The sequence below is a fragment of the Dyadobacter crusticola DSM 16708 genome, from assembly GCF_000701505.1.
Classification (GTDB): Bacteria; Bacteroidota; Bacteroidia; order Cytophagales; family Spirosomataceae; genus Dyadobacter; species Dyadobacter crusticola.
On sequence record NZ_JNJB01000008.1, the window covers coordinates 438,755 to 465,525 of the forward strand.

The window sequence follows — 26,771 nt, forward strand, 5'->3', positions numbered from 1 at the left end:
TAGTAAAGGGGATTCTGCTTTTGAGTTGTCAATCTTTTGAATAGAAAAAATTCAATATCCGAACGAAAATCACGTCCATGAAAAACAAAACATTCTACCTGTTATTAATGCTGATCGGCACTTGCCTGCATGTATCTGCTCAGAGCCGGCACACGGTAAGCGGGTATGTCAAAGACCAGGCTAATGGAGAAGGGCTGATAGGCGTTTCCGTTTACGTACGGGAAGCTTCCACCGGCGTGGTGACCAATCCCTACGGTTTTTACTCCATTACCCTGCCCGATGGAGCTTACACGCTTGTTTTCAGCTACATTGGCTATCAAAAAGTAACCAGGGAAGTGACTCTGGATGCTGATAAGACGATCAGCATTGAAATGGAAGACGAGAGCAATCAATTGCAGGAAGTGACCGTTTCCACGCAGCGGGAAGACGAAAACGTTCGCAGTATAGAAATGTCGGTGAATAAGGTGGAAATGAAAACCATTCGCAAAATGCCTGCATTACTTGGTGAAGTAGATCTGATCCGCAGCATTCAGCTGCTGCCTGGTGTTACCACAGTCGGTGAGGGCGCGTCGGGTTTCAATGTACGTGGCGGGGATGTTTCCCAAAACCTTGTTTTGCTTGACGAAGCACCTGTTTATAACTCCTCCCACCTTTTCGGATTTTTCTCGGTCTTCAATCCTGATGCTGTGAAAGATGTGAAACTGATCAAAGGCGGGATTCCGGCGCAGTACGGTGGAAGGATATCGTCTATTCTGGATGTGAGGATGAAAGAAGGTAATTCAAAAAAACGCGAGGTGAATGGCGGGATCGGTACCATTTTCTCGCGACTTACCTACGAGCAGCCTTTTGCCAAAGGAAAAGGATCCTTCATTGTTGCCGGCCGGAGGTCTTACATTGATATCCTCGCAAAGCCATTCCTGAATTCTGACCTGCGCGATTCTAAATTTTACTTTTACGATCTGACGGCGAAAGTCAACTACCAGCTTGGCGACAAGGATACTTTTTATGCTTCGGGTTATTTTGGTAAAGACGTTTTCGGCGGCGGCGATTTTGGTTTTGGCTGGGGAAATGCAACTGCCACCGGTCGCTGGAACCACATTTTCTCTAATAAGCTCTTCATGAATTTGACGGGCTATTACAGCAATTACGATTATTCGCTCGGGCAGAATGTAAATGATCCGAAAGCAAAAGACAGGTTTGACTGGAAATCAAAGATCATCAGTACCAGCTTGAAACCAGATTTCACCTTTTACCTCACACCGAATAACCAGCTTACTTTCGGCGGGCAATACATTTATTATGATACCCGCCCGGGCCGCGCAGTCGCAGTGTCGGAAGGAGAAGAGACCGATATTAGTCTTGACCCAAAATACGCGGACGAATCCGCACTCTATATCGGAAACGAGCAGAAGTTATCTGACCGCATTTCATTGCAGTATGGTATCCGGTACTCTTACTTCCGCAGCCTGGGGCCCGGTACTGAATATGATTATTATACCGATGAGGTCGGCAAACGCAAGACCCCTATTTTCCCCGGAACGCAGTACAAAAGAGGTGATGTAATCAAAAGTTATGGAAACTGGGAGCCTCGGGCGTCATTGAATATCGGGGTAAGTTCCAATGCATCTATCAAAGCCAGCTACAACCGCACGGCGCAGTACCTGCATTTACTTTCCAATACCGCAGCAGCATCGCCGCTGGACGTCTGGACTTTGAGCTCGCCCATTATCCAGCCGGAAAAAGCTGATCAGGTTGCATTGGGCTGGTTTCAGAACTTAAAGGATAATATGTATGAAGCCTCAGTGGAGGTTTATTACAAAAAGCTGTACAACCAGATCGACTACGTTCCAGCATCAGATCTGTTGCTTAACCAATTTGTTGCAGGAGATTTGCTTTTCGGTAAAGGCCGCGCCTACGGTGCTGAGTTCTATCTGAAGAAAAATAAGGGAAAACTGACCGGCTGGATCAGCTATACATTGTCCCGCACAGAAAGGCAGGTAGAAAGCATTAACAACAATAACTGGTTCCCTGCCCGCTTTGACAAGCCACATAACTTCACTTCTGTCGCTATTTACGAAATGAGCAAGCGCCTGTCGCTCTCCGCCAACTTCACGGTTACATCAGGAACACCTGCCACTTTCCCGACCAATCGCTGGGAATTCAATGGCTGGCCGGTGGGTAACAACTATGACAATGCAAGAAACAACAACCGCATTCCCGCATATCACCGGCTCGACCTAGCAGCAACTTTGAAAGCAAAGCGAAAGCTCTTTAAGACCGGCGAAGGTGAATGGGTTCTTTCTGTTTATAATGTATACAACCGCCGTAATCCATTCTCGGTTTATACCCGGGCGAATGAAGATACTCCGCTGAAAACGGAAGCTGTGCGCTATGCAGTAATAGGTAGCTTTATCCCTGCGATTACCTACAATTTCAAATTTTAAACCGGCCATTGAAACATGAAATATTTTAAGATATCCATTATAAAATTTAGTGCATTGATCGCATTCCTGGGTGTTTTTCTCACCGGATGTGAAGATGTGATCGACCTGGAAACGCAAAGCGGACCGCCTCAGCTGGTCGTCGAGGGGTGGCTCACCAACGAGGTAGGCCCGCAAACAATCAAGCTGACCTGGTCGGCAAGCTACTTCGACAATACACCGGCCAAGCCCGTGCTCGACGCAGAAGTAAGTGTAAAAGATGATCAGGGAGTGATATATGAGTTTAAAGATGTAGCTGGCAATGGAAATTATGTCTGGCAAAAAACCGGCGACACGCTGGGCCACATCGGGCGCACTTATACATTGACTATCAAGCAAGGTACTGAGACTTTCACATCTACCACGGAGCTGAAACGGGTCCCGCCAGTAGATTCTATTGTTTACACCAAGGAAAAGCTGCCTTTTGAGCCTGATAAAGGACCGAGGGAGGGATATGTAGCCGAGTTCTATGCCCGCGATTTCGTTGGCGAGGGTGATACCTATTGGATCAAACCGGTACTGAAAGGCAAGCCAAGGGTAGACAAGGCTGTAAATATTTCCATTGCCTACGATGCAGCATTCGGCGCAGGCGCACCCTCGGACGGTCTGATCTTCATTTTGCCGCTCCGCCAATCGATTACCATTGACTCGCTGTACTCAGCCGGCGACCAGGTGGGTGTTGAGCTGCACAGTATCACGAATGAGGCTTTTGAATTTTTGAAACAAATCCGGGAGCAAGCCGGGAATGGTGGGCTTTTCGCCACTCCGATCGCAAACGTGCGTTCCAACATAATCAATACAAATGCCTCCGGCAGCAAAGCGCTGGGCTTTTTCGGCGCGTCGGCAGTAAGCAGGATGGAAACTACCATTATTCCGGAAAAAGCACGTCCGGACGACAAATAGCAAATCTGTTCCGTTCTGATCAAAAACCGCTGGCAAGCACATTCGCCAGCGGTTTTTTAGTATATTTCATTTTTGTAAAAAGCTATGAAAAAGTCACTCCTCCTCCTGCTGGTGATGCTGCCGGCGTTATCCTTTGCACAAAAAAGAGCCCGTGAGCTGGGCATCAAAATTGGTGTACTTCCCACAGGCGCCATGAATGCGATCACAGATGTTGCCGGTGTGAAAGTGGGCCAGGTTACACTTATTGAGGGAGCTGACATTCGCACCGGGGTCACTGCTATCATTCCGCACGAGGGCAATTTGTTTCAGCAAAAAGTACAGGCTGCAATGTATATCGGCAATGGTTTTGGTAAAATGACCGGCTTTTCGCAGGTGGAGGAGCTGGGTACAATGGAGTCGCCAATCGTACTGACCAATACTTTGAGCGTACCCACAGCTGCTGACGCCATTATTGATTGGACCTTGGGGCAAAAAGGCAATGAGAATGTAAGGTCGGTAAACCCGGTAGTAGGTGAAACAAATGACGGTTTTTTAAATGATATACGTGGCCGACATGTTCGTAAGGAGCACGTACTGAATGCGTTGGCACAAGCTGAAAATGGTCTCGTGCAAGAAGGAAATGTAGGTGCAGGTACCGGCACTGTTTGTTTCAACTGGAAAGGCGGGATCGGAACTGCCTCGCGCAAATTGACTCAAAAGCTGGGCGGGTACACTGTCGGCGTGTTGGCACAAACCAACTTTGGCGGGGTATTGCAGGTAAATGGTGTCCCTGTTGGTGAGGAACTGGGCAAATACGCATTCAAGGAAACTCTGGACAAATCATCTGACGGTTCCTGTATGATGATCCTGGCGACCGATGCGCCACTTGACTCCCGGAATTTGAAAAGACTGGCTAAGCGGGTAATAATGGGAATGGCACAAACCGGCGGCATTGCGTCCAATGGGAGCGGTGATTATGTAATCGCATTTTCTACTGCCAATAAAGTGCTGCACGACGCGCCTGAGCCCACTGCAGCTGCCACTTTTCTAAGCAACGATTATATATCACCCTTGTTTCTGGCAGCTATCGAGTCAACCGAAGAAGCGATTATCAATTCACTTTTGATGGCCAGGACTTCCGAGGGGACTCAGGGACACAAAGTGGAAGAGCTCCCGAAAGAGAAGTTGCTCGAAATCATGCGGAAATACGGTCGCTTGAAAGAATAACCTGCTCTGCTATTTAAAACTAAGCAGATACCCGGTCAAATCAGCCAGGTCTTGTTCCTTCAATCCCAATGTAACCGGCTCCGGCATCAGTGAATTCGGCATTTTTTCACGCGTTTTGATTTGGCTTGCTTTGATCGAGTGCTGCTTTCCGGCGGCATCTTTAAGTACTACATTGGCACCGTCGCTCATTAGAAAGCCGAAATGCGTTTCGCCGCTCTTTGTCACGATGGTGTAGCTCTCATATCCGAAAACTATGCTGGCAGAAGGATTGATAATGGCATCCAGTAAGCCGCCCTTGTCGAACTTTTTATGTACCAGAGTCAGGTCAGGACCAATATCGGCTCCATTCTGGCTATGTTTGTGGCAGGCAGTACAATAGGTTTCAAACACCTTCTTTCCCTGCACCGGGTCAGGCTTCATTCTGGCTATAAAGTCTGTTTTCAGCACTTTTCCGTTTCTTGGGAAAAACTGGCTGGCCACTACACGCACGCTTGCGTCGGGGTTTTTGAAAATAATCTCGCTGACGGATTTTGCAATCGTATCCTGCAATTGACCTTGTACGCGCATATCAATCAAAATATTCCCGCCGTCTGCACTCGCCGCCATCAACTTCGCAGCTTCTATTCTTTCCGCCAGTGTTTGCGTTTTGTCACTTACGATCTTTTTCTTTTGGAGCATTTGCCGGTAAGCAGGCGTTACTTGCTGTGCAGCTGACTCTGCCCAGTTCAGCAGATCAGCCCAGTCGTTTGTTTTTCGAAAGTTCAGCCACCACGAAGCTTGTGAGGCTACATCTGGCAAGGTCGATTTTGCCAGAGCAACCATTGCCTCCGCAGATTTTTTGTCGTTAATAAAGCCAAGTGCAGTTAATGCTTTTTTCCGTTCGGTTTGTGACACTTTTGAAGAACCAGCTCTGATTTTCAGGTCATTGATCGCATTTAAAGGGTGCAACCGCCAGCTTAGGTTCGCATGCTGCGAGGACCAATACTCAGGCGACGCTTTATATGATTCTTTGACAATATTATAAACCTTGTTTTCTTTCCCGTCCGCAGCCGTCCCTATTGCTTCGAGCATCCAGGGATCTTTACCATCATATTTTTGTATAAGGTTGAATATCGGCTTAAAAGCCTGATCATAACTTAAATCCCGCAATGCAATCGCCACTTCCCTGCGCACAGCCGCGTCAGGATCATTCGACATTTGTTCCAAAAAACCGTCAGACTTCCCAATGGAACGTAACGCCCGGAAGGCAGTAAGCCTGTGCGCCGCATTGTCAGACATGGTGAGCTTATCCACTTCTGCGACCCCCTTTTCACCCAGCTGAGACAACAGCCAGATTGCCCGCGCTTGGTGGAATGGGTTTTCGGCGGTCAGCAATTGCTTTACTTCCTCTATACCCGCTTCCCCCTTTGCTTTCAGACCTTCAAATCCCAGCAGCCGCACATTTACGGCCGGGCTTTTTAATGCTTCAATGAGGCCGGGTGTTGTTTTAAGGTCAATTTTTGGTGTGGTTAACATCTTTCCTTTTGGTGTAATGCGGTAAATGCGTCCGTATCCGGCTTTGTCTTTCATCGCATGTCCTCCTACCACCGGATCATACCAGTCTGCAATGTAAAGCGCGCCGTCGGGACCGACTGTTATATCCGATGGGCGGAACCATTTTCGGGTATCCTGGTCTGTTTCATACCATTCGTACCGCTCACTTGCTTGGGGAAAAGAGCTGATCAGATCACGTCTGGTAAGCTTGAAACCCGCACCGGTTTGTTCTGGTCTATAAGCAAAAATGAGATTGCGGCCGGCTTCGCAGCTCAGTAATGTTCCGCGATAATCTTTGCCGAGCGCGTCGCCCTCGTAGAAAACGATACCGGTCGGTGAACCTGCGCCGGTGTTGTCACCAGCCGGCATTACCCCCGGATCTTCCTGATGCCAGTGGGTGGTAAAAATATCCTGTCCCGGCCGACGGTCTGCTTGCCAGTAACGTGTCCCGTCCGCCGAGAAGTAACCCGCATTTCCATTTTCCTGCAAAAACGAAACACGGCATGTAATTACCTGATCGTCATTGTCATTTTGCCACATATTACCGTAGCTATCCAGACAAACTTCAAAGCTGTTCCTGAAATTATGGCCCAAAACCTTCAAGCCCGTTCCGTCCGGATTAATGCGCAATGCTAACCCTCCTACCCAAATACGGCCGTCGTCAGACTTCTGGTTGCCCTGGTTTGACTCGTTATAAGGAGTTCCTCCGGTGTAAAGACTTCCGCTACGCAAAGTCCAGCCGCTTTTATCTTTGACATTATGTGGACCTGCATTTCCCGTATTGAAATAATACCTGCCATCAGGCCCGGCTACCAGCGAATGCAGGGAATGATCATGGTCAAAACCGCCGAATCCAGTGAGCAGCACCTCACGGCTATCCGGCTTGTCATCTCCATCCGAGTCTGTGTAAATGATCAGGTTTGGGGCGCAGGATACAATTGTTTTATTTCCAATTACTGCAATGCCCAGCGGCGAGGTGAGCAATGTATCTTCCACGAATACTTTTGAAGTCTCCGCTTTCCCGTCTCCGTCCTTATCTTCCAAAATCATCACCCTGTCCCCCTTTTGCCTGTGGCTCAGCCGCTCTGCGGGTTTCGTATTGAAATCGCGGTAATTGACTGCTTCTGTAATCCAGATCCTGCCTTTTGCATCGATATCCATGTTGGTAGGATTGTAAAACATCGGTGCTTCTGCCCAAAGCGTCGCTTCCAGATCGTCTGGCACGTACAGTTTGGAGGTATCCGCTGGCTGGAAAGGAACAGAGCCCGATTTCTCAGGCTTGTTCAGTTGATTTTCACTTTTATTCAAACCAACAAAAAAGAACAACAACGCACTGAAAAACAACAGTAAACCACGCTGCGGAAAGAGAGATATCGCATTCATAATTACTTAAATGAAAACAAGCTTTCGAGATATTTTCTATTGTGCTGGTAACAGGTTACCAGGTCTGCACCTGGCGGAGTCGCGCCTTCAATCTGCATCCAGCCGGTGTAACCGATTTCGTTCAGTGCAGCTGCGATCTTTGTCCAGTCAAGCGAACCTTCCCCGAGACGCTGCCCATTCTCTTTCATGTGGATTTCGCAGATTATTTCTTTGCCCAGCATCGGGATTTCTTTGTAGATATCTTGGCCTGCGTCAGCTGCATTCCGGAAATCGTAGTACACTTTAACTGCTGGCGAGCCTACTGCATTGATGATATCCAGATGCTCCTGCGCGCTGAGGTACGATTCAATCCCGAGTACAATTCCCTGCTTTTCTGCGTGGGGCGCTACTTTCTTTAATCTTTCGATTACCGCCTTTTTGCCTTTTTCATCGTTGCGCAAATCACCTTCCGAGAAGAATGCCAGCAATATCACCTTTACATGAAGTTTTTTCGCGGCTTCCACACTGTTCCAAACCCACTCCTCGGTGCGCGGCTCCGATTTGTAAGGTACCCGGTTCAATTCTCCGATCGCCAGGCTGGAAACTTTGATCCCCGTGCGCTGGGAAGCTTCCTGAATGGACTGCAAAGTGGCGGGAACAGAAAGTCCGGCCTGGTCTTTGGAGGTATTATAACTTACCTGTATTCCTTGCAAGCCGATCTGTTTTGCCCTTTCAAATGCCTCCGGGTTCAATGCTTTCCCAACTGACCAGTCGCACGCGCCGAGCTGAAACCGGGGTGCGGCAGGTATGCGCCAATCGGAGCCGGCTGCCAGGCACATAAGCGCCGATTTCCGGAATAGCTCCCGGCGGCTGAGGTTCAAATCTTCAAACATGGTCTCGCAAGATTTAGGAATACCTTCTTTTACCTTCAAAATGTACCTGCAAATGGATTCTACTTGTCAGATAGTCAGCCTACTACTTGTAAAATGCGTCTTCGATATGGTGGATCTGAGTTTCTCCATTCGGGAGGATCAGCACCGAAACGATATCAAACCGGACATCGAAATGCCAGTCTTTTTCAAAAATGTAATTTTCGGCAGCGCGCAAGACTAGACGCGCCTTCGCAGGATTTACGAATTCTTCGGGCATTCCAAAGCCGGTCCCAGACCGGGTTTTGACCTCAACAAAAATGAGCATCTTGTCTTTTTGCACGATGAGATCAATTTCCTGGTGCCGGTTGCGATAGTTTTTTTCAACGATCTCAAAGCCTTTTGCGCTCAGGAAAGCCGCTGCTTTTGCTTCTCCCCAAAAACCTGTGTCGTTGTGTGTTGCCATTGTTTAATGTGATTTTCAGAACATTTACGTTGTGAAATAGGTTATACTAGTTGTATTATGACGCAGAATTTCAGAATTGGTCACACCTGCGGCTGTTAAAATGGAAGTAATGGATACCCTCATTAATAAAGTAGTCGGCTTTAAAGACCTTGGGCTGATCGACTACCAGGAAGCCTGGGATTTTCAGGAAAAAGTATTTGCGGAAACTTTGGCGATTAAAACTCAAAATCGGTCGTTAAGCGATGCTGAGAAGGTATTGACGCCTAATTTTCTGTTTTTCTGCCAGCACCCGCATGTATATACGCTGGGAAAAAGCGGCAGGCCTGAGCATTTGCTGTTGCCGGAAGAAGGTCTGGTCGAAAAACAAGCCAAATATTACCGCATTAACCGTGGAGGCGACATTACTTATCACGGGCCGGGCCAGCTGGTAGGATATCCTATTCTGGACCTGGACAACTTCTTCACGGATATCCATTTATATATGCGTACCCTGGAAGAGGCGATCATTTTAACATTGGCAGATTATGGATTAGCTGCCGGCAGGATTAAAGGATTAACCGGCGTCTGGCTTGATTTTGAAGAACAGATCAATCCTCGAAAAATATGTGCATTGGGCGTGAAAGCCAGCCGCTGGGTAACCATGCATGGATTCGCATTGAATGTGAACACAGATCTTGCGTATTTTGGAAATATTATTCCCTGCGGCATTGAAGATAAGGCGGTGACCTCGATGTCACAAGAGCTCGGACGCGAGCTTGACTTAAACGAAGTTTCGAATAAATTGAAGAACCATTTGGCTGCATTGTTTCAAATGGAGTTACAGGAAGCATCATAATGAAGAAGGATATTATATTTCACCCGGTAAAGGGCATACAGGTTGCAATTGTTAAAAGCTTGAATGAATTGCAGCAGGAAGAATGGAACGTTATTGTGATCAACAGGAACGAACAGCCGATTACGAATGTGTTCGTAACCTCAAAGGGATACAGTAACAGCGAGTCAGGGACCAACTCAGACCAGAAAACATCGACGTTACGGCACTTCTTTCCTGAAATTGCGCCGTCGGAGCACGCAGTGGTAGAACCGATCATGCCCGATGTGTTTCACCTCAATAACGAATTCTGGGTCAGCTACTTCATTGGAAATCAGATCTACGATAAAAAGTTTATATTCGTGCCCGACAGCATTATAGATGCCAACCTTACAAATATAGAACCGCTTGGCTTACAAGGGGTATTGCATGAATGAGGCGGGCGATAATTCCACCTTTTAACACACACGATAATGACAGAAGAATTCAAGAAACGTATCAAGAACTTCCTCCTTCTTGATATTGAAACTGTTTCATCACACGCATCTTACGACGCGCTACCCGACCGGATGCAGAAGCTTTGGGATAAAAAAGCGGTAGGTCTGAAACGTGGCGACGAATCCATTACCAATGCGGATTGCTTCTATGATCGGGGCGCCATTTATGCTGAGTTTGGTAAAATAGTTTGCATTGCCTTCGGCGCATTTTATTTCAATGAAAATGAAGAGCTTGCATTTAAGGTCAGCAGCTTTTCAGGCGACGATGAAGCTGTATTGCTCCGGCAGTTTAAGGCGCTGATTGAGAAATATCCCGCAGACCAGCTGGTACTTTGTGCACACAATGGCAAGGAATTTGATTTCCCGTTTCTCTGCCGCAGAATGCTGATCCATTGCATTGAAATCCCCAGGGCTTTACAGATATCAGGCAAAAAACCCTGGGAAATTCTGCACCAGGATACCATGGACCTGTGGAAGTTCGGTGACTATAAAAGCTACACTTCACTCGATCTGCTAGCGGCGGTGTTCAATGTTCCGGGCAGCAAAAACGAAATGAGCGGCGATCAGGTGACGAAGGTATATTATGAAGAAGGCGATCTGGCCAAAATTTCGCGATATTGCAGAGAGGACGTAGTGGTACTTGCGCAACTGTACCTCAGATTACATTGTTTTCAAGCCGTTCGGGAAGAGAACATTACGAGAGTCGAATGAGGCTCTGCCAGGCGGCCACAGCGGCAGCCGGCTATTTAATTTAAAGAATAAATGAAAGAAAAAAAGACAAAGGACAGGACAAGAGAGAAAAAGGAGCCAAAAGCTCCTCATCATATTGTTTCCTATATAGATAATTTGAAAGCGGATATTGCCGCATTTTTCGATCTGAACAACGATCAGGCATTTCGCCCGTTTGACGTTCATGATCATTTTGGAGTTCAGGATAAAAAAGTCAGGGTACTGTTTAATGAAATCCTGCACGAGCTTGAACAAGCAGGAACGCTGGTTTATCATAAAGATGGTACCTACACGGCCGGCCCCAACAAACCGGCAGCAAGCAAAGGGCTGACCGGACGCGTAGATCGGGTTAACAAGTCTTTCGCATTCGTGATTGTGGAAGGCCGCGAGGATGATATTTATGTAGAATCAGAGCTGCTGAATGGTGCGTGGGACGGTGATACCGTTTCTGTTCAACCTTTAAGCAAAAACAGCCGGAACTCAGGCAGAGGCGATTCGGGCAAAGGCCGCCTGGAAGGTCGTGTTGAAGGGCGCGTCACAGACATTGTGAAGCGTAACAATGCTGAAATCGTAGGTATCATTGAAATAAACCAGCGATTTGCAGTTGTTCAGCCGGATAATAAAAAGCTTTTTGATCCTATCTTCATCGAACCTGGCGAGACGAAAGATGCCAAAGACGGGGATAAGGTCATCGTGAAAGTGAAAGAATGGCCGACGCGCAGAAGCCAGGCTGAGGGTGAGCTGGTACAGGTACTGGGTAAAGCTGGTGACAACGATGTAGAAATGCACGCAATCCTGGCGGAGTTCGGTTTACCTTATCAATTTCCGGAAATAGTGGAAGCGGAGGCGAACAAGATTTCCGACACGATTTCGGAAAAAGAAATTGCTAACAGAAGAGATATCCGCGATTGGCTCACATTTACCATTGACCCCGTCGATGCCAAGGATTTTGATGATGCATTGTCTGTCAGGTACCTGGAAGATGATGTTGTGGAGGTGGGTGTTCACATTGCTGATGTTTCCCATTATGTTTTGCCAAACACAGAGCTTGAAAAAGAGGCTTACAGGCGCGCTACTTCTGTGTACCTGGTAGACAGGACCGTACCGATGCTTCCTGAAAAGCTCTCCAATAACCTTTGTTCCCTCAGACCTCACGAGGATAAACTTGCATTTTCAGCGGTTTTTGAAATAAATCCAAAAGGAAAAGTGCTGAAAGAGTGGTTTGGAAGAACTGTGATCCATTCTGATAAAAGATATAGCTACGAAGAAGCGCAGGCAGTACTTGATTCAGGAGAAGGTGATTTTCCGAAGGAGCTCAGTACTTTGAATAATCTCGCTAAGATTTTCCGGACAGAGCGCTTCAAAAAAGGAGCTATCAACTTCGAAACGACGGAAGTAAGGTTCAGACTGGATGAGAATGGAAAGCCTTTGGGTATTTATAAGAAAGAACGCCACGACTCCAATAAGCTGATCGAAGAATTCATGCTGCTGGCCAACAAGCGCGTGGCCGAGTATGTGTACTCAATTTCAAAAGGCGAGGAGAAGAATACGATGGTGTACCGGATACACGAGGCGCCTGATGTGGAGCGGCTGAAAACATTTGGCACTTTCGTGGCCAAGCTCGGCTACAAGCTGAATGTGGAGGAAGAAAATAAGATTGCCAAATCAATGAACGCCATGCTGGCCAAAGTGGAAGGCCGGCCTGAGCAGAACCTGATTGAATCGCTGGCGGTACGCACAATGGCCAAAGCGAGGTATAGTACCGAGGACGACGGTCACTTTGGTCTTGCATTCACACGTTATTCGCATTTTACGTCACCTATTCGCCGGTACCCAGATGTAATGGCGCACAGGTTGCTGCAGCATTACCTGAATGGCGGTGGTAACGTGGATAAGGAAGCTTATGAAGAGGCTTCCAAACATTCTTCCGAGCGCGAGAGACTGGCTGCTGAGGCTGAACGCGCTTCCATCAAATACAAGCAGGTGGAATACATGAGCTCGATGGATCCCGACCAGGAGTTTGACGGTATCATTACCGGCGTAACAGAGTTCGGGATTTTCGTCGAAATAACAGAGACAGCTTCCGAAGGCCTGATCAGAATGACCGACCTGGGTGATGATTTTTACGAGCTGGACAAGGAGAATTACCGCATTGTCGGTCAGCGTACCAACAAGATCTATGCTTTTGGGGATAAGGTAAAAGTAAAGGTGAAGGATACGAACCTGGCGAGGAGGAGCATGGACCTTTACCTTGCAGGTACTATTCCGTCGCCAAGTCGTGATCGGGGAGGCAGTGACCGCGGCCAGCGCGGCGGCCGGTCAAGCCGGGGCGAAACCCGCCCGCCACGTTCTTCAAGAGGTAACAAAGGCAATAAAGGCTCCACCAGCGTTGATCCCGGCAGGGCGAAGAAACGGAGGAGGTAAGTCAGGCTGGCAGGAATGCCCTTACTTTTTCTTCAAGCAAGCCTGCCTGCATTGATAATGATTGTAAATCTTTGATCAGTTGATCTTTAAGTGCTTCTTTGGAAGCACTTTTTTCATTTATTTTCTTCCAGAACATTTCTCTTTCCTCTTCGGTCTTTAATGCAGAAAATTCCTCAAAGTAAGAGATCAAGCTAAGTGGGATTGTTGGTATGTGCATCATGATTTCAGCCGGTTTTCAATTTCATTCAGTCTATCCAGTATATCGTCAATGTGCGCTTCAATCTGTGGTGCATCCATACTTAGAACGCGCGAACTGAATTTTACATAAAAATCCAGAATATTTTTCAGATAAATAAGCTCTTCTTCAAGAACACTTCTTTCTTCCTGATTCATTTATAAGAATGCACATTTGAATAACTCACCATAAATGTATGGTTGAAAAAATGCTCATTTCATTTTAGTTAGCAGAAGGCAGTACTCAATGAGCAACCAAATAGGTTAGAATCAAGCGAGAGCTTTCTTTGCATTTGTTTAGAAAAACACCTTATGCGCAAAACACTCATTTTCCTCATTTTAAATACTTTTATCTTCTCCGCGTTACTCGCTCAAAAGCCCGCTTCGAAAGAAGACTGGCAGCCGCTGTTTAATGGGAAGGATCTCACTGGTTGGGACATTAAGATTGCCGGACATAAAGTCAACGATAATTACAAAAACACCTTTATCGTCGAGGATAACATGATCCGTGTCAATTACAAGGAGTACGATAAGTTCACTACCGAGTACGGGCACATGTATTACAACAAGCCTTTTTCGCATTATAAAATCCGCCTGCAATATCGTTTTACCGGAAATCAGGTGCCGGGCGGCGCTTCGTGGAATGTGAGGAACAGCGGTATTATGCTGCATTCACAATCCGCTGCCAGCCTCGGGCTCGACCAGGACTTTCCGATATCACTGGAAATGCAGTATCTGGGCGGACTTAATGCCGGCGAGCGTACCACCGGAAACCTTTGTACACCGGGAACAATCGTAGACATTAATGGAAAACTCGACGAAGCGCATTGCATTAACTCTTCTTCTAAAACCTACAATGGCGACCAATGGGTTACCGCTGAGGCAATTGTGCTCGGCGATTCTATCGTGTACCATTTGATAGAAGGCGACACAGTATTGGTTTTCACAAACCCACGGGTAGGTGGCGGCTATGTGGGCAAGAACCACACCTTTAAAGACGGAAAAGTAGGCAACGCATCCGACTGGCTCAAAAAAGATGGCACGAAGCTGGGCAGCGGGTACATTGCCTTGCAAGCCGAAAGCCACCCGATCGATTTCAGGAACATTGAGCTGCTAAACCTGAAAGGATGTATGAACCCGAAAGCGACCAATTTTAAGTCGTACTACGTGGAGCCGGATGAGAAGTCCTGTACGTTTAATAAATAGTCCTTTTCACTTGTTCGACTGGTATCTGGCGATAAGTGGATTTAATTATATTTGATAATATCATCTTCTCAAACCTATCTCAGTATGAGCATTGTTGACCGGGTCTTGCGTAAGGCCGAAACGCTGAAAGATCAATATTTCCCACTTAGAAAATTCGACGAATCCACACTTCCGTGGATTGACAAGCCCGGCGCCGACATCGCGGAGTTCCTCAAGAAGAATCCGCCGCGTTTCGAGGTACCTTATAATATGGCTGAAAAGCTCGCAGCATGGGAGAAAAATGGCTATGCTGTACTCGAAAACGTTATCCCGGAATCAATGATTGACAAGTTTTGGGGCGATTTTCAGGAGCTTGTGCAAAACCCGGATAAGTATGATCTATCTGTCCGCATTGATCGTGACGAGTTCAAACCTAATCAGGAACGTAATATCAAAGATTTCCCGAAAGAAGCTTTGCTAGGCAAATACGTTAAGATCAATGACTTCCATAATTCATCCGTTGCAGGGAAGAAACTGATGACACATCCTTCCATTGTTGCCTTTCTGGAAGCGATTTTCAATCAGCAGGTGGTGGTTATGCAGAGCCTGATATTTATGTACGGCAGCCAGCAACCCACCCACCAGGATTTCCCCTGGGTTACGGCCAAGATCCCCAGCCATTTGGCAGCAGCCTGGATTGCATTGGAAGATATCAAAATCGATTCTGGTCCATTATATTATTACATCGGATCACACAAAATGCCGAAGTTCGATTTTGGATCAGGTATTTTGTTTAAAAGAGATTCCACTAAAACACCGCTTGAATTTGCGGATTACCTGGACAAAACCTGTACCGAACTTCAGTATCCAAAAGAAACACTGCTGATCAAAAAAGGCGACGTGCTGATCTGGCATGCTGCATTGGCTCACGGCGGTTCGATAATCTCCAATCCGGAACAAACCAGAAAATCTTTTGTCTGCCACTACTCTACTGAACAAGCATTACCCTATCACAGGAATTTTACCACTCAGCAACCAGTTAAGCAGACTTTCAACGGCGTTCACATTTATAACAATCCCGTATTCCCCCAATCCGAGGATATACTCAAGTAATTAAAACCATTTCATTTTCGGTTTTTTATATTTTTGCAGAGAATGGACGTTAGTAGGTTGATTCATACTAATGTCCATTTTTCGTTTTTAACCCCGAAGCATTTTTATGCTCCCCAAAAGTTCAATTCTCCGGATAATTCTGCTGATTGTTGCTCTGGCTGGAATTAATTGGCTTGGTTCGCTTTTTTTCGTCAGACTGGATCTAACCGAAGATAAGCGGTACAGCATTTCCGAAGCTACAAAAAATCTGCTGGGCAGCCTTGAAAAGGATATTATTGTAAATGTGTACCTCTCCGGCGATTTTCCTGCGGGATTTGAGCGGCTGGAAAGTGCAACCCGGGAAACGCTGGAAGAATTCAAGACCTACTCCAATGGACATTTAAGCGTCAATTATTCTGACCCTACCGAGGCTACGAGTGAGGAACAGCGACAAAAGCAGTTTATCAGCTTGGTTGACAGAGGCTTGACACCCACCAATGTTTTTGCTAACGAGGACGGAAAGCGTACAGAGAAGATCATCTTTCCCGGCGCCATTGTTCAGGCAGATACCTTGTCGGTCCCGGTGCAGCTGCTGAAAGGAAACAAAACAAGCTCGCCTGAGGAGCAGCTGAATCAATCTTACGAAGGCGTAGAATTCGAGTTGGCATCCGCAATTCGTCTTCTGGCTAATCCTGAGCGGAAAAAGGTAGGATTGGTTGTGAGTCATACCAAGATATCACCGGCCAGACTGAGTGATCTGATTGCCACAATTCAGCAGAATTACGATCTGTATCTCGACATGAACAATCCGGAATCCTATGAAGGGTTGGATGCATTGATCGTGATGAAACCTGACAGCGCGTTTTCGGATGATGAAAAATACAAGCTCGATCAGTACGTGGTTTCGGGAGGTAGTGTGATGTTTTTCGTAGATGGGGCCAAAGTAGATAGCGTGAGTCTGGACGGGAATTATGCCCAGCCGCTCGATCTCAACTTAAATGACCTGTTTTTCAAATGGGGCGCGCGAGTTAATACAAATCTGGTCAAAGACCTGAAATGCGCGGAGATCCTCCTGAATGTAGGTAACCGCGGTGATGCTCCGGAAATCAGGCCAGTGCCCTGGCGGTTTTATCCACTGATCAACAATTTTGGCAAACATACCATAACACGCAATTTGAATGCGATTTACGCACGGTTTCTCAGCAGCATTGATACCGTAGGCGGCGCATCGTCGGTCCGGAAATTTCCTTTGTTACTGACATCGACGTACACGCAGGTGCTCAACACACCTGCATTAGTCGGATATAATGAAGCGCGCAAGGATCCGGATCCAGCGGAGTACCGCGGTGGCGAAAAGCTGGCCGCAGTGCTGTTGGAAGGGTCATTTAGCTCCCTTTTTCAAAATCGCATTTTGCCAGGCGACCCGCGGGCTGCCAAATTCAAGGCTGATGGAAACGGTGGAAGAGTGATTATTTGTGCAGACGGCGACGTGATCGTCAACGATTTTGATTACAAAAGAAATGCTCCGTTTCCGCTGGGTTACGACAAGGTAACGAAGCAAACGTTTGGAAATAAAGACTTTGTGATGAATGCGCTGGATTACCTCACAGATGCCAACGGGCTGATCAGTGCGCGCAACAAAGAAATTGATATCCGTGCATTGGATAAGATTCAAATTCAGGAAAAAAGGAAGTTCTGGCAGGGTATCAACCTGTTGCTGCCCATTGTGGTTATCGGGATTTTTGGCGCGCTACGATACTATCTTCGAGCCCGAAAATTCGCCTGATATAAAGGTAGTTCGTCGGCAATTTTTTATATTTTTGTTCCCTACAAAATGATTTCCTGGCCACCGCCGATCATATATCATTAACATTTAAACACTTACGTCACGAATTATGAAGTTTGTCGTTTCGTCATCAGTTCTTTTAAAACAGCTTTCAGCTATAAACGGTGTCGTTTCAACGAACCCAATAGTCCCCATTCTGGAAAATTTCCTTTTGTCGCTGGAAGGCAATGTGCTCACAGTCACAGCTTCTGATCTTCAAACAGTGATGATCACTGAAATTGAGGTTGAATCTGCCGAGAAAGGAGCGATAGCAATACCTGCTAAATTGTTGCTGGATACGCTTCGCGGATTGCCGGAGCAGCCGATCACTTTGCAGGTGAATGGAGAGACGTTCGGGACGGAGATTATTTCTGACAACGGGCGCTATAAATTATCCGGAGAAAATCCGATTGATTTCCCTAAAACGCCTGCTGTCAACCGTGGCCAGTCTGTTGAATTTTCATCTTCTGCGCTTGGAGCTGCAATAGCAAATACGCTGTTTGCAACAAGTACAGACGATCTTCGTCCTGCAATGACGGGGGTTTTTGTACAAATGGGTACAGAAAACGCAACCTTTGTAGCAACCGACGGCCACCGTCTTGTTCGCTACCGCCGCACTGACATCAAATCTGATATAGATACTTCGATGATCATTCAGCGGAAGGCATTGAACCTACTGAAATCCTGTCTGCCATCCGATGACGTACCTGTAAAAGCAGAATTTACCTCATCCAACGCATTTTTCAGTTTTGGAAATATCCGCATGATTTGCCGCCTGATTGACGAGCGCTTCCCGGATTATGAAAATGCTATTCCAACTAACAACCAGAATACCTTAACGATCAACAGAATGGAGATTCTGAGCTCGCTAAGGCGAATTTCCATTTACTCTAACCGGACTACACACCAGGTTCGTTTGAAAATGTCTTTGAATGATCTTGTGATATCTGCAGAGGATCTTGATTATTCAAATGAGGCAAATGAGCGCCTGATGTGCGAGTATAATGGCGACGATATGGAAATTGGTTTTAATGCTAAATTTCTGATTGAAGTACTGGGGAATCTTTCAAGTAAGACCATCACATTTGAACTATCCGCTCCTAACCGCGCTGGCTTGATTATTCCGGTTGACCAAGGTGAAAACGAAGATATTCTAATGCTGGTCATGCCGGTGATGCTGAATACTTACGTTTAGAATACGTGTTGGTTTAAGATATTTGTGGGTCAGCGTTTCACGCTGACCCTTTTTGTTGATCCTCATTTACAGCTCTTTAACAAGAATACCAACCTTCTACGAAAAAAATCGTAGACAGAGCTTGCATCTACGATTTTTTTCGTAGACATTTGGTACTAAGATTATCGTAATTAATTAGCTATGTATATCAAACCCACCGAATCGGAGCTCGAAATTTTAAATTACTTGTGGCAAGCGGGCCCAAGTACAGTCCGGGCTGTACACGATGCACTTTCCGCAACTAAAGATGTTGGCTACACTACGACCCTGAAATTAATGCAGATCATGCATGACAAAGGCTTGCTGTACCGCACCGAACAAGGCCGCTCTCACATTTATGTCGCCTTACTGGGAAAAGAGGAAACACAGCAGAACCTGGTGGGGAAACTGGTTGAAACTGTATTCCAGGGTTCAGCAGCGCAGATGGTTATGCAGGCGCTGGGAAACCACACTACGTCAAAAGAAGAGTTAGATGAAATTCGTGAGTTATTAAATAACCTTGAAAACAATCGTTAGCCATGAATGCAATTTCAACCTTTTTCTCCTCCCCCATTGTGCCAGCCTTCGGGTGGACACTTGTTCACTCAGTTTGGCAGGGAACAGCTTTGTTATTAATTGCTCTTGCTACATTCTTCGCATTTCGGAATAAATCTGCGAATCTGCGGTACTTGTCCGGGATTGGTTTTCTGCTTTTACAGGTAATTGCATCCGCCACGACGTTTGCGTATTACTACCTACAATTCTCTGCGTCGGCTTCTATCCAAACCATGGCAGCAGTAACAACCGCATCTTCCCACAGGCTCAGTATGGCAGGGCAAACCACATATCAGCTTCCTTTATCATTGAAAATGCAGCTTTGGCTCAGTGCACACCTGCACGAACTGGTGATCTGCTGGCTCATTGGTGCCGGTTTTTTGCTGATGCGGTTTGTAGGAGGCTGGCTTTTTACGGAGCGGCTCCGCATGAATGCGGCAATTGTATCCGATCGCGAATGGCGGGCGAGATTAGGTGTGATTTTAGCCAAGATGAATATTTCGAAATCAGTTGAGTTTAAGGAAACTGCACGGATCCTCACGCCAATGGTCATCGGAACATTAAGTCCTGTTATCCTTATTCCGATAGGATTTCTGACTGGCTTCTCCACTTCCCAGGTAGAAGCAATACTTGCTCACGAACTGGCACATATCAAACGAAACGATTACCTCGTAAATATGCTGCAATCCTTTGTAGAAGTTGTTTTCTTCTTCCATCCGGCGATCTGGTGGCTGTCTGACCGGGTGCGTGCAGAGCGCGAACATTGCTGTGATGATATTGCACTTTCTGTCTGTGGCGATAAAATGTCGCTGGCACATGCGCTTGTGAAAGTAGCCGAATGGCAGACTGCTCCAAGAATGGCGATGGCATTTGCATCCAGGAAACCTTTACTCCTCCATCGCGTACAAAGAGTACTGGGCATTTCTCCCAAGAAATCGAGCGGAATGAGCACGTTGCCTTTGGTTCTTTTTGCAATTAGTCTGGTAGTGGGTGTTTCGGTGTACGCAGTAGCTCAGAAATCAGAAAAAAAGCAAGAACAAAAAACATCTAAGCAGATCACCGCAAAAAAGGCAGGCAAAAAGCGGACAATTGTAAAAAGCGATGAGAGCGAAACTGCAGAAGATTTTGAAGCCGACGAGGTATATGTAAATATCGACGAAGATCTTGAAGATTTGGATTTCAATGTGAACGTAAACCTTGACGATATCAGGCTCAATATCAACACGGACTCTTTGCAGCGTAAATTGCAGGCTTTACAAAACGAGATGGAGCCGCTTCAACACAGAGTGGAAGAGATCAATCTTGAAATTGAAAAGCAGAGATTTGAGGTGGAGCGGGTAAATCGTGAGATGGAAAAGATTGAATGGAAGAAAGAACGGGCTATGGACACCCGGTCAGAATTGATGGACAAACGCTCTGAAATTCTCAACAGAAATAACAATGCAAATCAATCCAAGTTAAGCGAGGCAGATCTCGACAAACAATTATCGGAATTCGAACAGCAGATCAAAGTACAGGAGCAGCAGATAGCCAACCTTAATTCCCAGATTTCAGCTGCGAGAAAAGAAACACTTACAGCAGAAGAGCCGCTCAAAAAGCTTGAATCCGAAATGGAGGATCTGAATGAGAAAATAAATGAGATCGCAGCCAAAATGGGAACCTCAACTTTGGGAATGCATCATTTCGATATTTCACCAAATGTGTATATTGAGAATGTACCACATAGCCCCGCACGTGCCCGGACTCAGCGGAAGAGGGTATCACCCCCTCCTCCACCTCCCGCAGCGCCTGCCAAAGTTGCCAGACCAGCGAGAGTTCCGGCGCCGGCAGCTCCGGCAGCTCCTCCGGCACCGCCAGTCCCACCTGCAAAAGAACTAGATAACTAGCATTAATAATTATTCGACTTCGATTATAATATCGTCAGATAGTGGGCGGGTGACGCAGGTGAGGATGAAACCAGCATCTCTTTCTCCCTGCGTCAGCCCCTCATCCTCGTCCATTTGTACTTTCCCCGAAACGCAACGGCCCATGCAGGCGGTACACATACCAGCCTGGCAGGAATAGGGCAGGTCGATATCCATATTCAATGCCGCTTCCAGCACCGTTTCGTGCGCCTGAACAGGTACTTTATACTCGGTACCTTCATACAAAAGCGTTATTTCCCTCATTTTGTGCGTATCGTCTTCGGCTACTATTACCTCCCCCGGCTGTGTCGATGCGGCAGTTGCAAAGCTTTCTCTTCTGACCTTTTCGTCCGGAACTCCAAGAATTGCTAGTGCGCGCTTGGCTTCGTCAATCATATCTTCTGGTCCGCACAAGAAGAACTCGGCTTCTTTACTTCTCAGGTCGCCGAATTGTCCGAGAATTTTCAAGATGTGGGTTTTGTTCAAACGACCCGTCTCGCCAGTCCAGGTTTCACCGGGCTGACTTAATGTATGCACTATCTGGAACCGCTCGCCATACTTTTCTTTTATCGCCTCCATTTTATTTTTAAAAATGATGGAGTTTTCATTTCGGCTGCCATAAACCAGAAAGACCTGGCTTTCAGGTTCAACGATCAGGATAGATTTCAGAATGGAGAACAATGGCGTGATACCGCTTCCCGCACCGATAAATACGACTTGCCTCACCTGATCATCTTCCTGCTTCGGGAAAAACGACCCCATTGGCTCCACAGCTTCCAGAATGTCACCTTCTTTGATGGTATCGAGCAATAAATTGGATGCAAACCCGCCCGGAATGCGCTTTATCGTAACTGCAAGGGAAACATCCGTATAGGGTGAGCTCGACATTGAATACGATCTCCGCACCTTTGTACCATCCTCAGCAGGCAGCAAAAAAGTCAGGAACTGTCCCGGCCGGTAAGCGATAACCTCATTCAGCGGGTGCCAGAAGTGGATTGTTGAAGCCTCTTCTGTTTCTTTTTCAACTTCTTTAACTTTCAAAAAATAGTGTTTGCTCATTTGGACTGGGAATTGGCTGTTGGCTATCAGCTTTTAGCTGTTAGGTATTAGCTTCTTTTGTTTTCAGTTTTATCTTAAATGCAAAAGCCTCACAGGTAACACCTATGAGGCTTTTTTCATTTCTTGAATGCTTATTTTAAAGTAGCAACTGCGTCTTTAATGCGCTGAACTGCCTCTACTAGTGCTTCATCTGCTGCTGCTGTTGAAATCCGGATGCAGTTTGGTGCACCAAATCCTGAGCCTGCCACAGTTGAAACATAAGAGTTGTTCAACAGCCAGTTACAGAAATCGTCTGAATTGTTAATGGTAGTTTCGCCATCAGATTTGCCGAAGTAGTAGCTCACATCAGGAAATGCGTAGAATGCGCCCTGAGGTACATTTACTTTAAAACCAGGAATTTCTTTCAACAATCCTACTACCAGATCCCTGCGTCGCTGGTAAGCTTTCGCCATTTCAATAGAAGGCTCCATTGGACCGTTGAATGCAGCGGTTGCAGCTTTCTGGGCAATCGAGTTGGTACCCGAAGTAACCTGTCCCTGCAGCTTTTCAACTCCGTCGGCGATCCATTTCGCAGCAGCGATAAAGCCGATTCGCCAACCTGTCATCGCATAACCTTTTGCCACTCCATTGACCGTGATCACGCGCTCTTTCAATGCAGGAATGGAACCAATGCTGAAATGACCTTCCTCAGTGAAGTTGATATATTCATAAATTTCATCTGCCAGTACGTACACACCTTCGTGCTTTTCAAGTACTGCCGCGATTTCTCTCAGTTCCGATTCTGTGTAAACAGCGCCGGTTGGGTTGTTGGGAGAAGCATACATCACGATTTTTGTTTTTGACGTGATTGCAGCTTCCAGCTGCTGTGCGGTAACTTTGAAATCGTTTTCAAAAGCGCCGTCCAGAACCACCGACTTTCCTTCTGCCAGCTTTACCATTTCGGAGTAACTTACCCAATATGGTGCAAAAATGACAACTTCGTCGCCCGGATTTACCAAAACCTGGATCACGTTTGCCAATGAATGCTTGGCTCCTGTTGAAACCACGATATTCTCAGGCTTCCAATCTATCTTGTTATCTCTCAACAACTTGTCAGCGATTGCCTTGCGCAGATCAGGATAACCTGCAACCGGGGAATAGCCATGAAAACCGTCGTCGATGGCCTTCTTGGCAGCTTCGCAGATGTGCTCAGGCGTCTTGAAGTCTGGCTCACCTACACTTAGACTGATTACTCTGTGGCCTTTGGAGGCAAGCTCCCGGGCCATTTTGGTCATCGCCAGCGTCGAAGATTCTTCGAGGGCGTTGATGCGGTCGGCTAACATGCGTGTTTCCAACCGTGTTTGCTCTGCTACTGCGGACATTGCAACAAGGAATTGAGTTAAAGAAGGTACTGCTATCTGTATCAACAAATTGCCCGCAAAGGTACGGGTTTTTTAGAAGTTGTGCCGTTTTAAGCAAACAAAGATTTTTTAAAATTTTACCGTTACCATTTCAATGATTGTACGTCTTAGTTAATAATCAGCTAATCTTTTATCTTAAAAAATACATTTATGGAAACTGAGATCACCATTGAGGAATTAAGGTTTCTCGCCAATATCCCACGCGAACTTGAAACTACGTTCCTGCGGGTAGCCAACGGGCTGCACCTGAAAGCGAAACATCCGAAGGAAAAAGTATTCATTATGCTGGTGAGAATGCTTCGAAACCCTAAAAAGTATGCGTTTTCCAAAAGCAAGCTGACCAATCTGGCCAAAACCGTCTTTGATCTGAAGAAAAATGGCTCAGAAATTACCCTGACTGAAGACGGGCAGGAGCTGCTGGTAAATGAAGAAGCGGTGCTCACACCTCAGCAACGTGAGGATAAATCGGGAAATCAGTTCGATTTACGTGACGAGAAGCTGCATTTCACGGTTTTCGGTCGGGAACATATTGAAGAAGGTGCATTGCAGCAAATGGAAACGGCGGTAAGTCTGCCTATCTCAGTCAGCGGGGCATTGATGCCGGACGCTCATCAGGGTTACGGATTGCCTATTGGTGGCGTACTTGCGACGGAAGCCGATAAAGTGATCCCGTATGCAGTTGGGGTAGATATTGCGTGCAGGATGTGTATGTCCATTTTTGATATCCGGCCCGACTACCTTAAACGTGAGCCGCATTTACTTAAAAAGATACTTACCGAGAATACAAAGTTCGGAATGGGCGGCGAGACGGGCCGCAAATTTGATGATAGCGTGATGGACAAGCCGGAATGGAATGCAACAAAGGTAATCCGCGACTTAAAAGATAAGGCTTACCGGCAACTGGGCAGTTCGGGCACGGGAAACCATTTTGTTGAATGGGGAATCACCGAGATTTTGGCTGATGATCCGTTGCTGGGATTGCCGAAAGGCACGTATCTCTCCCTTTTGTCCCACTCTGGTTCAAGGGGATTTGGCGGGAATGTGGCTAACTACTACTCGAAGCTTGCAATGCAGAAAACGATCTTGCCCAAGCAGGCGGCGCATCTCGCCTGGCTCGATCTGAATACGGAAGAGGGGCAGGCATATTGGATCGGGATGAACCTTGCCGGCGATTATGCATCTGCAAACCACCACGAAATCCATAACAAAATCGCGAAGCAGCTTGGTGAAACGCCACTGAAAATGATCGAAAACCATCACAATTTTGCCTGGAAAGAAAAGCTGGCAGATGGAAGAGAAGTGATAGTGCATCGAAAAGGCGCTACACCAGCCGGTACGGACGAACTGGGCATTATTCCTGGCTCTATGAGCCAGCCGGGTTATGTAATCAGAGGAAAGGGCAATGCAGACTCGATCAACTCTGCGTCCCACGGCGCAGGAAGGTTGATGTCACGCAGCAAGGCATTTACAAGCACAACGAGAAGCCAGATGAACCAGATACTGGAAGATGCCGGCATTCAGCTGATCGGCGGCGATCTGGATGAATCGCCGATGGTTTATAAGAACATTGAAGATGTAATATCGGCGCAAACCGACTTGGTGTCAGTACTGGCCAGGTTTTCTCCTAAGATTGTCAGAATGGCGGATGCTAATAGAAAAGAAGGTAGAGAGGATTAATCCTTGGTTAAGCGCCGCCTTTCAACAAATATATGGATCAGAAAAAGGGACACGAGGAAGAGTTTGGCGGGGATCATTGAAGGCAGGCAGGTTAGGTGTACTCAAAAGTAGCAGTTACTTAACATCCGGTCAATAGGTAGTTTTGAGATTTGAGTTTTCGGTAAAAGGAAGTTGTGACAAAAAATCAATTCAACGTCTAAACTGAAAAATCGTCATTACGAAACAACAATATAAGTGGCAACATCTGTTGATCTAAAAACATTAGCACAGCTTAGATTGGATGAATCTACCGTTCTTCTGAGTCAAGAATTCTATTCGGGTGCGCACTACATGGCAGGATATGCCATAGAATTTGCCATTAAATCTGTAATTTGTAGAAGATTGAATGTCGAAATTTTCGACGATGAACTGCTGGATATCCCAAGGGACGTTTCTCGACCGTTTAAAATTCATAACCTCAGGAACCTGATTATTTTATCTGGTTTGCAGCAGGACTTGAATAGATTAGTTAAAGAGGACCCTGACGTTGCTAAGGCCTGGACAGTTGTCTCGGAATGGAATGAACAGCGACGTTACAAATTAGAATGCGAGAAGGAGACCGCAGACCGCTTTTTGAATTCAGTTAAAATTGTAATTAAATGGATAAAGACACACTGGTAGAAAGACTGAAAACTATTTTCAGGAATAAAAGAAAGGACGGCTTGTACATTGATGCAATCGGACTTGCACCTGCATATTATGGGCTGATAAAGGACAGTTATACGCTTGGTGTAAGTGCCCCTTCGTTGAAAGGAAAGATTTTCGCTGATAAGGCGGCGGTTATTATTGATATTATGTTTGAAAACCTGACTTCCGATGAGAGGGGGCTGATAGATCGCGTACGTGTGTTTGATACCGTAGATGAACTCAACGAACATCGTGACCGCGATTTTGAGACATGGTACGACGAGGACTATCAATACGATCCCCGAAAGAAGATCGCGGAACTCCATGAAATTGCCTGATTTACTAATCATTAAAATGCAAAAACGAGGCTGTCTCAAATGAGGCAGTCTTTTTTCATTTTAGAGGTTTGGGTAATTTTTCTGGATTGATTATCTTTAGTTATAAGCAAACCAAAGAAAAATGGGTCGCCGACAGCCTAATTTCAAGCCTTATCACCAGCATCAGTTGATGCTGCTTCCTCCAAGTTTAGAAGATCTTGTCCCCAAAGGGCACGTTGTCCGGGTGGTCAACGATGTGATCAATAAGATCAATTTAGAGCCGCTCAATGCCGCCTACTACCTGACCGGTCCGGCAAGTTACCATCCCCAGATGCTGTTAAAAGTGCTCGTATTTGGCTATATG

The 26,771-nt window shown here is 46.4% G+C and carries 24 protein-coding genes; 17 read left to right on the top strand and 7 right to left on the bottom strand.

From position 1 onward, the window contains the following. Positions 1-77: 77 nt before the first annotated feature. The 3 genes from Q369_RS0114595 (at position 78) to Q369_RS0114605 (ending at position 4,589) form a co-directional block, all read left to right on the top strand. Positions 78-2,444 (top strand): TonB-dependent receptor, encoded by a 2,367-nt coding sequence (locus Q369_RS0114595; RefSeq protein WP_031528539.1) that lies wholly within the window; start codon positions 78-80, stop codon positions 2,442-2,444. A gap of 15 nt (positions 2,445-2,459) precedes the next feature. Beyond that, a complete protein-coding gene (locus tag Q369_RS0114600) occupies positions 2,460-3,383 on the top strand; it encodes a DUF4249 domain-containing protein (RefSeq protein ID WP_031528540.1) in 924 nt (307 codons plus the stop codon). 84 nt (positions 3,384-3,467) lie between these two features. Then, positions 3,468-4,589 carry a DmpA family aminopeptidase gene (locus tag Q369_RS0114605; protein WP_031528541.1) on the top strand — a complete coding sequence of 374 codons (1,122 nt, stop codon included), beginning with the start codon at positions 3,468-3,470 and terminating at the stop codon, positions 4,587-4,589. Positions 4,590-4,598: 9 nt separating this feature from the next. Here the strand turns inward: Q369_RS0114605 and Q369_RS0114610 are convergent, their stop codons facing one another. The 3 genes from Q369_RS0114610 to Q369_RS0114620 form a co-directional block, all read right to left on the bottom strand. Beyond that, a complete protein-coding gene (locus tag Q369_RS0114610; protein ID WP_031528542.1) occupies positions 4,599-7,505 on the bottom strand; it encodes a PVC-type heme-binding CxxCH protein in 2,907 nt (968 codons plus the stop codon). Between the two features lie 2 nt (positions 7,506-7,507). Beyond that, entirely contained in the window at positions 7,508-8,377 is an 870-nt protein-coding gene (locus tag Q369_RS0114615; RefSeq protein ID WP_031528543.1) for a sugar phosphate isomerase/epimerase family protein, read from the bottom strand. An 82-nt stretch (positions 8,378-8,459) separates the two neighbouring features. Next, entirely contained in the window at positions 8,460-8,819 is a 360-nt protein-coding gene (locus Q369_RS0114620) for a YraN family protein (RefSeq protein WP_031528544.1), read from the bottom strand. A gap of 109 nt (positions 8,820-8,928) precedes the next feature. Between Q369_RS0114620 and lipB the strand changes: the two genes are divergently transcribed. The 4 genes from lipB to rnr are packed head-to-tail and all read left to right on the top strand — an operon-like array spanning position 8,929 to position 13,280. Next, positions 8,929-9,654 carry a lipoyl(octanoyl) transferase LipB gene (gene lipB, locus Q369_RS0114625; protein WP_031528545.1) on the top strand — a complete coding sequence of 242 codons (726 nt, stop codon included), beginning with the start codon at positions 8,929-8,931 and terminating at the stop codon, positions 9,652-9,654. Beyond that, a complete protein-coding gene (locus Q369_RS0114630; RefSeq protein WP_031528546.1) occupies positions 9,654-10,067 on the top strand; it encodes a hypothetical protein in 414 nt (137 codons plus the stop codon). The genes lipB and Q369_RS0114630 overlap by 1 nt, the downstream gene beginning before the upstream one ends. Positions 10,068-10,103: 36 nt before the next feature. Continuing rightward, positions 10,104-10,838, top strand: a complete 735-nt coding sequence (locus Q369_RS0114635) for a 3'-5' exonuclease (protein ID WP_031528547.1) — start codon at positions 10,104-10,106, stop codon at positions 10,836-10,838. Between the two features lie 51 nt (positions 10,839-10,889). Further along, complete coding sequence (gene rnr, locus Q369_RS0114640) at positions 10,890-13,280, top strand: ribonuclease R (protein WP_031528548.1); 2,391 nt, start codon at positions 10,890-10,892, stop codon at positions 13,278-13,280. A 1-nt stretch (position 13,281) separates the two neighbouring features. Here the strand turns inward: rnr and Q369_RS0114645 are convergent, their stop codons facing one another. Continuing rightward, positions 13,282-13,500 carry a hypothetical protein gene (locus tag Q369_RS0114645; RefSeq protein WP_031528549.1) on the bottom strand — a complete coding sequence of 73 codons (219 nt, stop codon included), beginning with the start codon at positions 13,498-13,500 and terminating at the stop codon, positions 13,282-13,284. Next, positions 13,497-13,673, bottom strand: a complete 177-nt coding sequence (locus tag Q369_RS29025) for a hypothetical protein (RefSeq protein ID WP_157488177.1) — start codon at positions 13,671-13,673, stop codon at positions 13,497-13,499. Before Q369_RS29025 ends, Q369_RS0114645 begins: the two co-directional genes overlap by 4 nt. A gap of 153 nt (positions 13,674-13,826) precedes the next feature. On the opposite strand from Q369_RS29025, the gene Q369_RS0114655 reads away from it, so the two are divergent. The 6 genes from Q369_RS0114655 (at position 13,827) to Q369_RS28365 (ending at position 21,270) form a co-directional block, all read left to right on the top strand. Further along, on the top strand, positions 13,827-14,720 hold the full coding sequence (locus tag Q369_RS0114655; protein WP_031528550.1) for a 3-keto-disaccharide hydrolase: 894 nt from the start codon (positions 13,827-13,829) through the stop codon (positions 14,718-14,720). 84 nt (positions 14,721-14,804) lie between these two features. Further along, complete coding sequence (locus Q369_RS0114660) at positions 14,805-15,812, top strand: phytanoyl-CoA dioxygenase family protein (protein ID WP_031528551.1); 1,008 nt, start codon at positions 14,805-14,807, stop codon at positions 15,810-15,812. A gap of 106 nt (positions 15,813-15,918) precedes the next feature. Next, positions 15,919-17,577, top strand: a complete 1,659-nt coding sequence (gldG, locus tag Q369_RS0114665; protein ID WP_031528552.1) for a gliding motility-associated ABC transporter substrate-binding protein GldG — start codon at positions 15,919-15,921, stop codon at positions 17,575-17,577. A 109-nt stretch (positions 17,578-17,686) separates the two neighbouring features. Continuing rightward, the gene (gene dnaN, locus Q369_RS0114670; RefSeq protein WP_031528553.1) at positions 17,687-18,811 is read left to right on the top strand and encodes a DNA polymerase III subunit beta; all 1,125 of its coding nucleotides are present in this window, start codon (positions 17,687-17,689) and stop codon (positions 18,809-18,811) included. A gap of 180 nt (positions 18,812-18,991) precedes the next feature. Then, a complete protein-coding gene (locus Q369_RS0114675; protein ID WP_031528554.1) occupies positions 18,992-19,366 on the top strand; it encodes a BlaI/MecI/CopY family transcriptional regulator in 375 nt (124 codons plus the stop codon). A 2-nt stretch (positions 19,367-19,368) separates the two neighbouring features. Then, the gene (locus Q369_RS28365; RefSeq protein WP_051664063.1) at positions 19,369-21,270 is read left to right on the top strand and encodes a M56 family metallopeptidase; all 1,902 of its coding nucleotides are present in this window, start codon (positions 19,369-19,371) and stop codon (positions 21,268-21,270) included. Positions 21,271-21,279: 9 nt separating this feature from the next. Here the strand turns inward: Q369_RS28365 and Q369_RS0114685 are convergent, their stop codons facing one another. Together Q369_RS0114685 and Q369_RS0114690 are read right to left on the bottom strand one after the other, a co-directional pair. Then, positions 21,280-22,347, bottom strand: coding sequence for a ferredoxin--NADP reductase (locus tag Q369_RS0114685; RefSeq protein ID WP_031528556.1), 1,068 nt, complete (start codon positions 22,345-22,347; stop codon positions 21,280-21,282). A 131-nt stretch (positions 22,348-22,478) separates the two neighbouring features. Beyond that, positions 22,479-23,708 carry a pyridoxal phosphate-dependent aminotransferase gene (locus Q369_RS0114690; protein ID WP_031528557.1) on the bottom strand — a complete coding sequence of 410 codons (1,230 nt, stop codon included), beginning with the start codon at positions 23,706-23,708 and terminating at the stop codon, positions 22,479-22,481. Positions 23,709-23,897: 189 nt separating this feature from the next. On the opposite strand from Q369_RS0114690, the gene Q369_RS0114695 reads away from it, so the two are divergent. From Q369_RS0114695 to Q369_RS0114710, 4 genes are all read left to right on the top strand, one after another. After that, positions 23,898-25,424, top strand: a complete 1,527-nt coding sequence (locus tag Q369_RS0114695) for an RtcB family protein (protein ID WP_031528558.1) — start codon at positions 23,898-23,900, stop codon at positions 25,422-25,424. A 234-nt stretch (positions 25,425-25,658) separates the two neighbouring features. Further along, positions 25,659-26,084 carry a HEPN domain-containing protein gene (locus tag Q369_RS0114700; protein WP_157488179.1) on the top strand — a complete coding sequence of 142 codons (426 nt, stop codon included), beginning with the start codon at positions 25,659-25,661 and terminating at the stop codon, positions 26,082-26,084. Further along, positions 26,063-26,428 carry a hypothetical protein gene (locus Q369_RS0114705; RefSeq protein WP_031528560.1) on the top strand — a complete coding sequence of 122 codons (366 nt, stop codon included), beginning with the start codon at positions 26,063-26,065 and terminating at the stop codon, positions 26,426-26,428. The genes Q369_RS0114700 and Q369_RS0114705 overlap by 22 nt, the downstream gene beginning before the upstream one ends. Positions 26,429-26,549: 121 nt before the next feature. Beyond that, the coding region (locus tag Q369_RS0114710) for a transposase (protein WP_031528561.1) at positions 26,550-26,771 on the top strand (222 nt) is incomplete at its 3' end.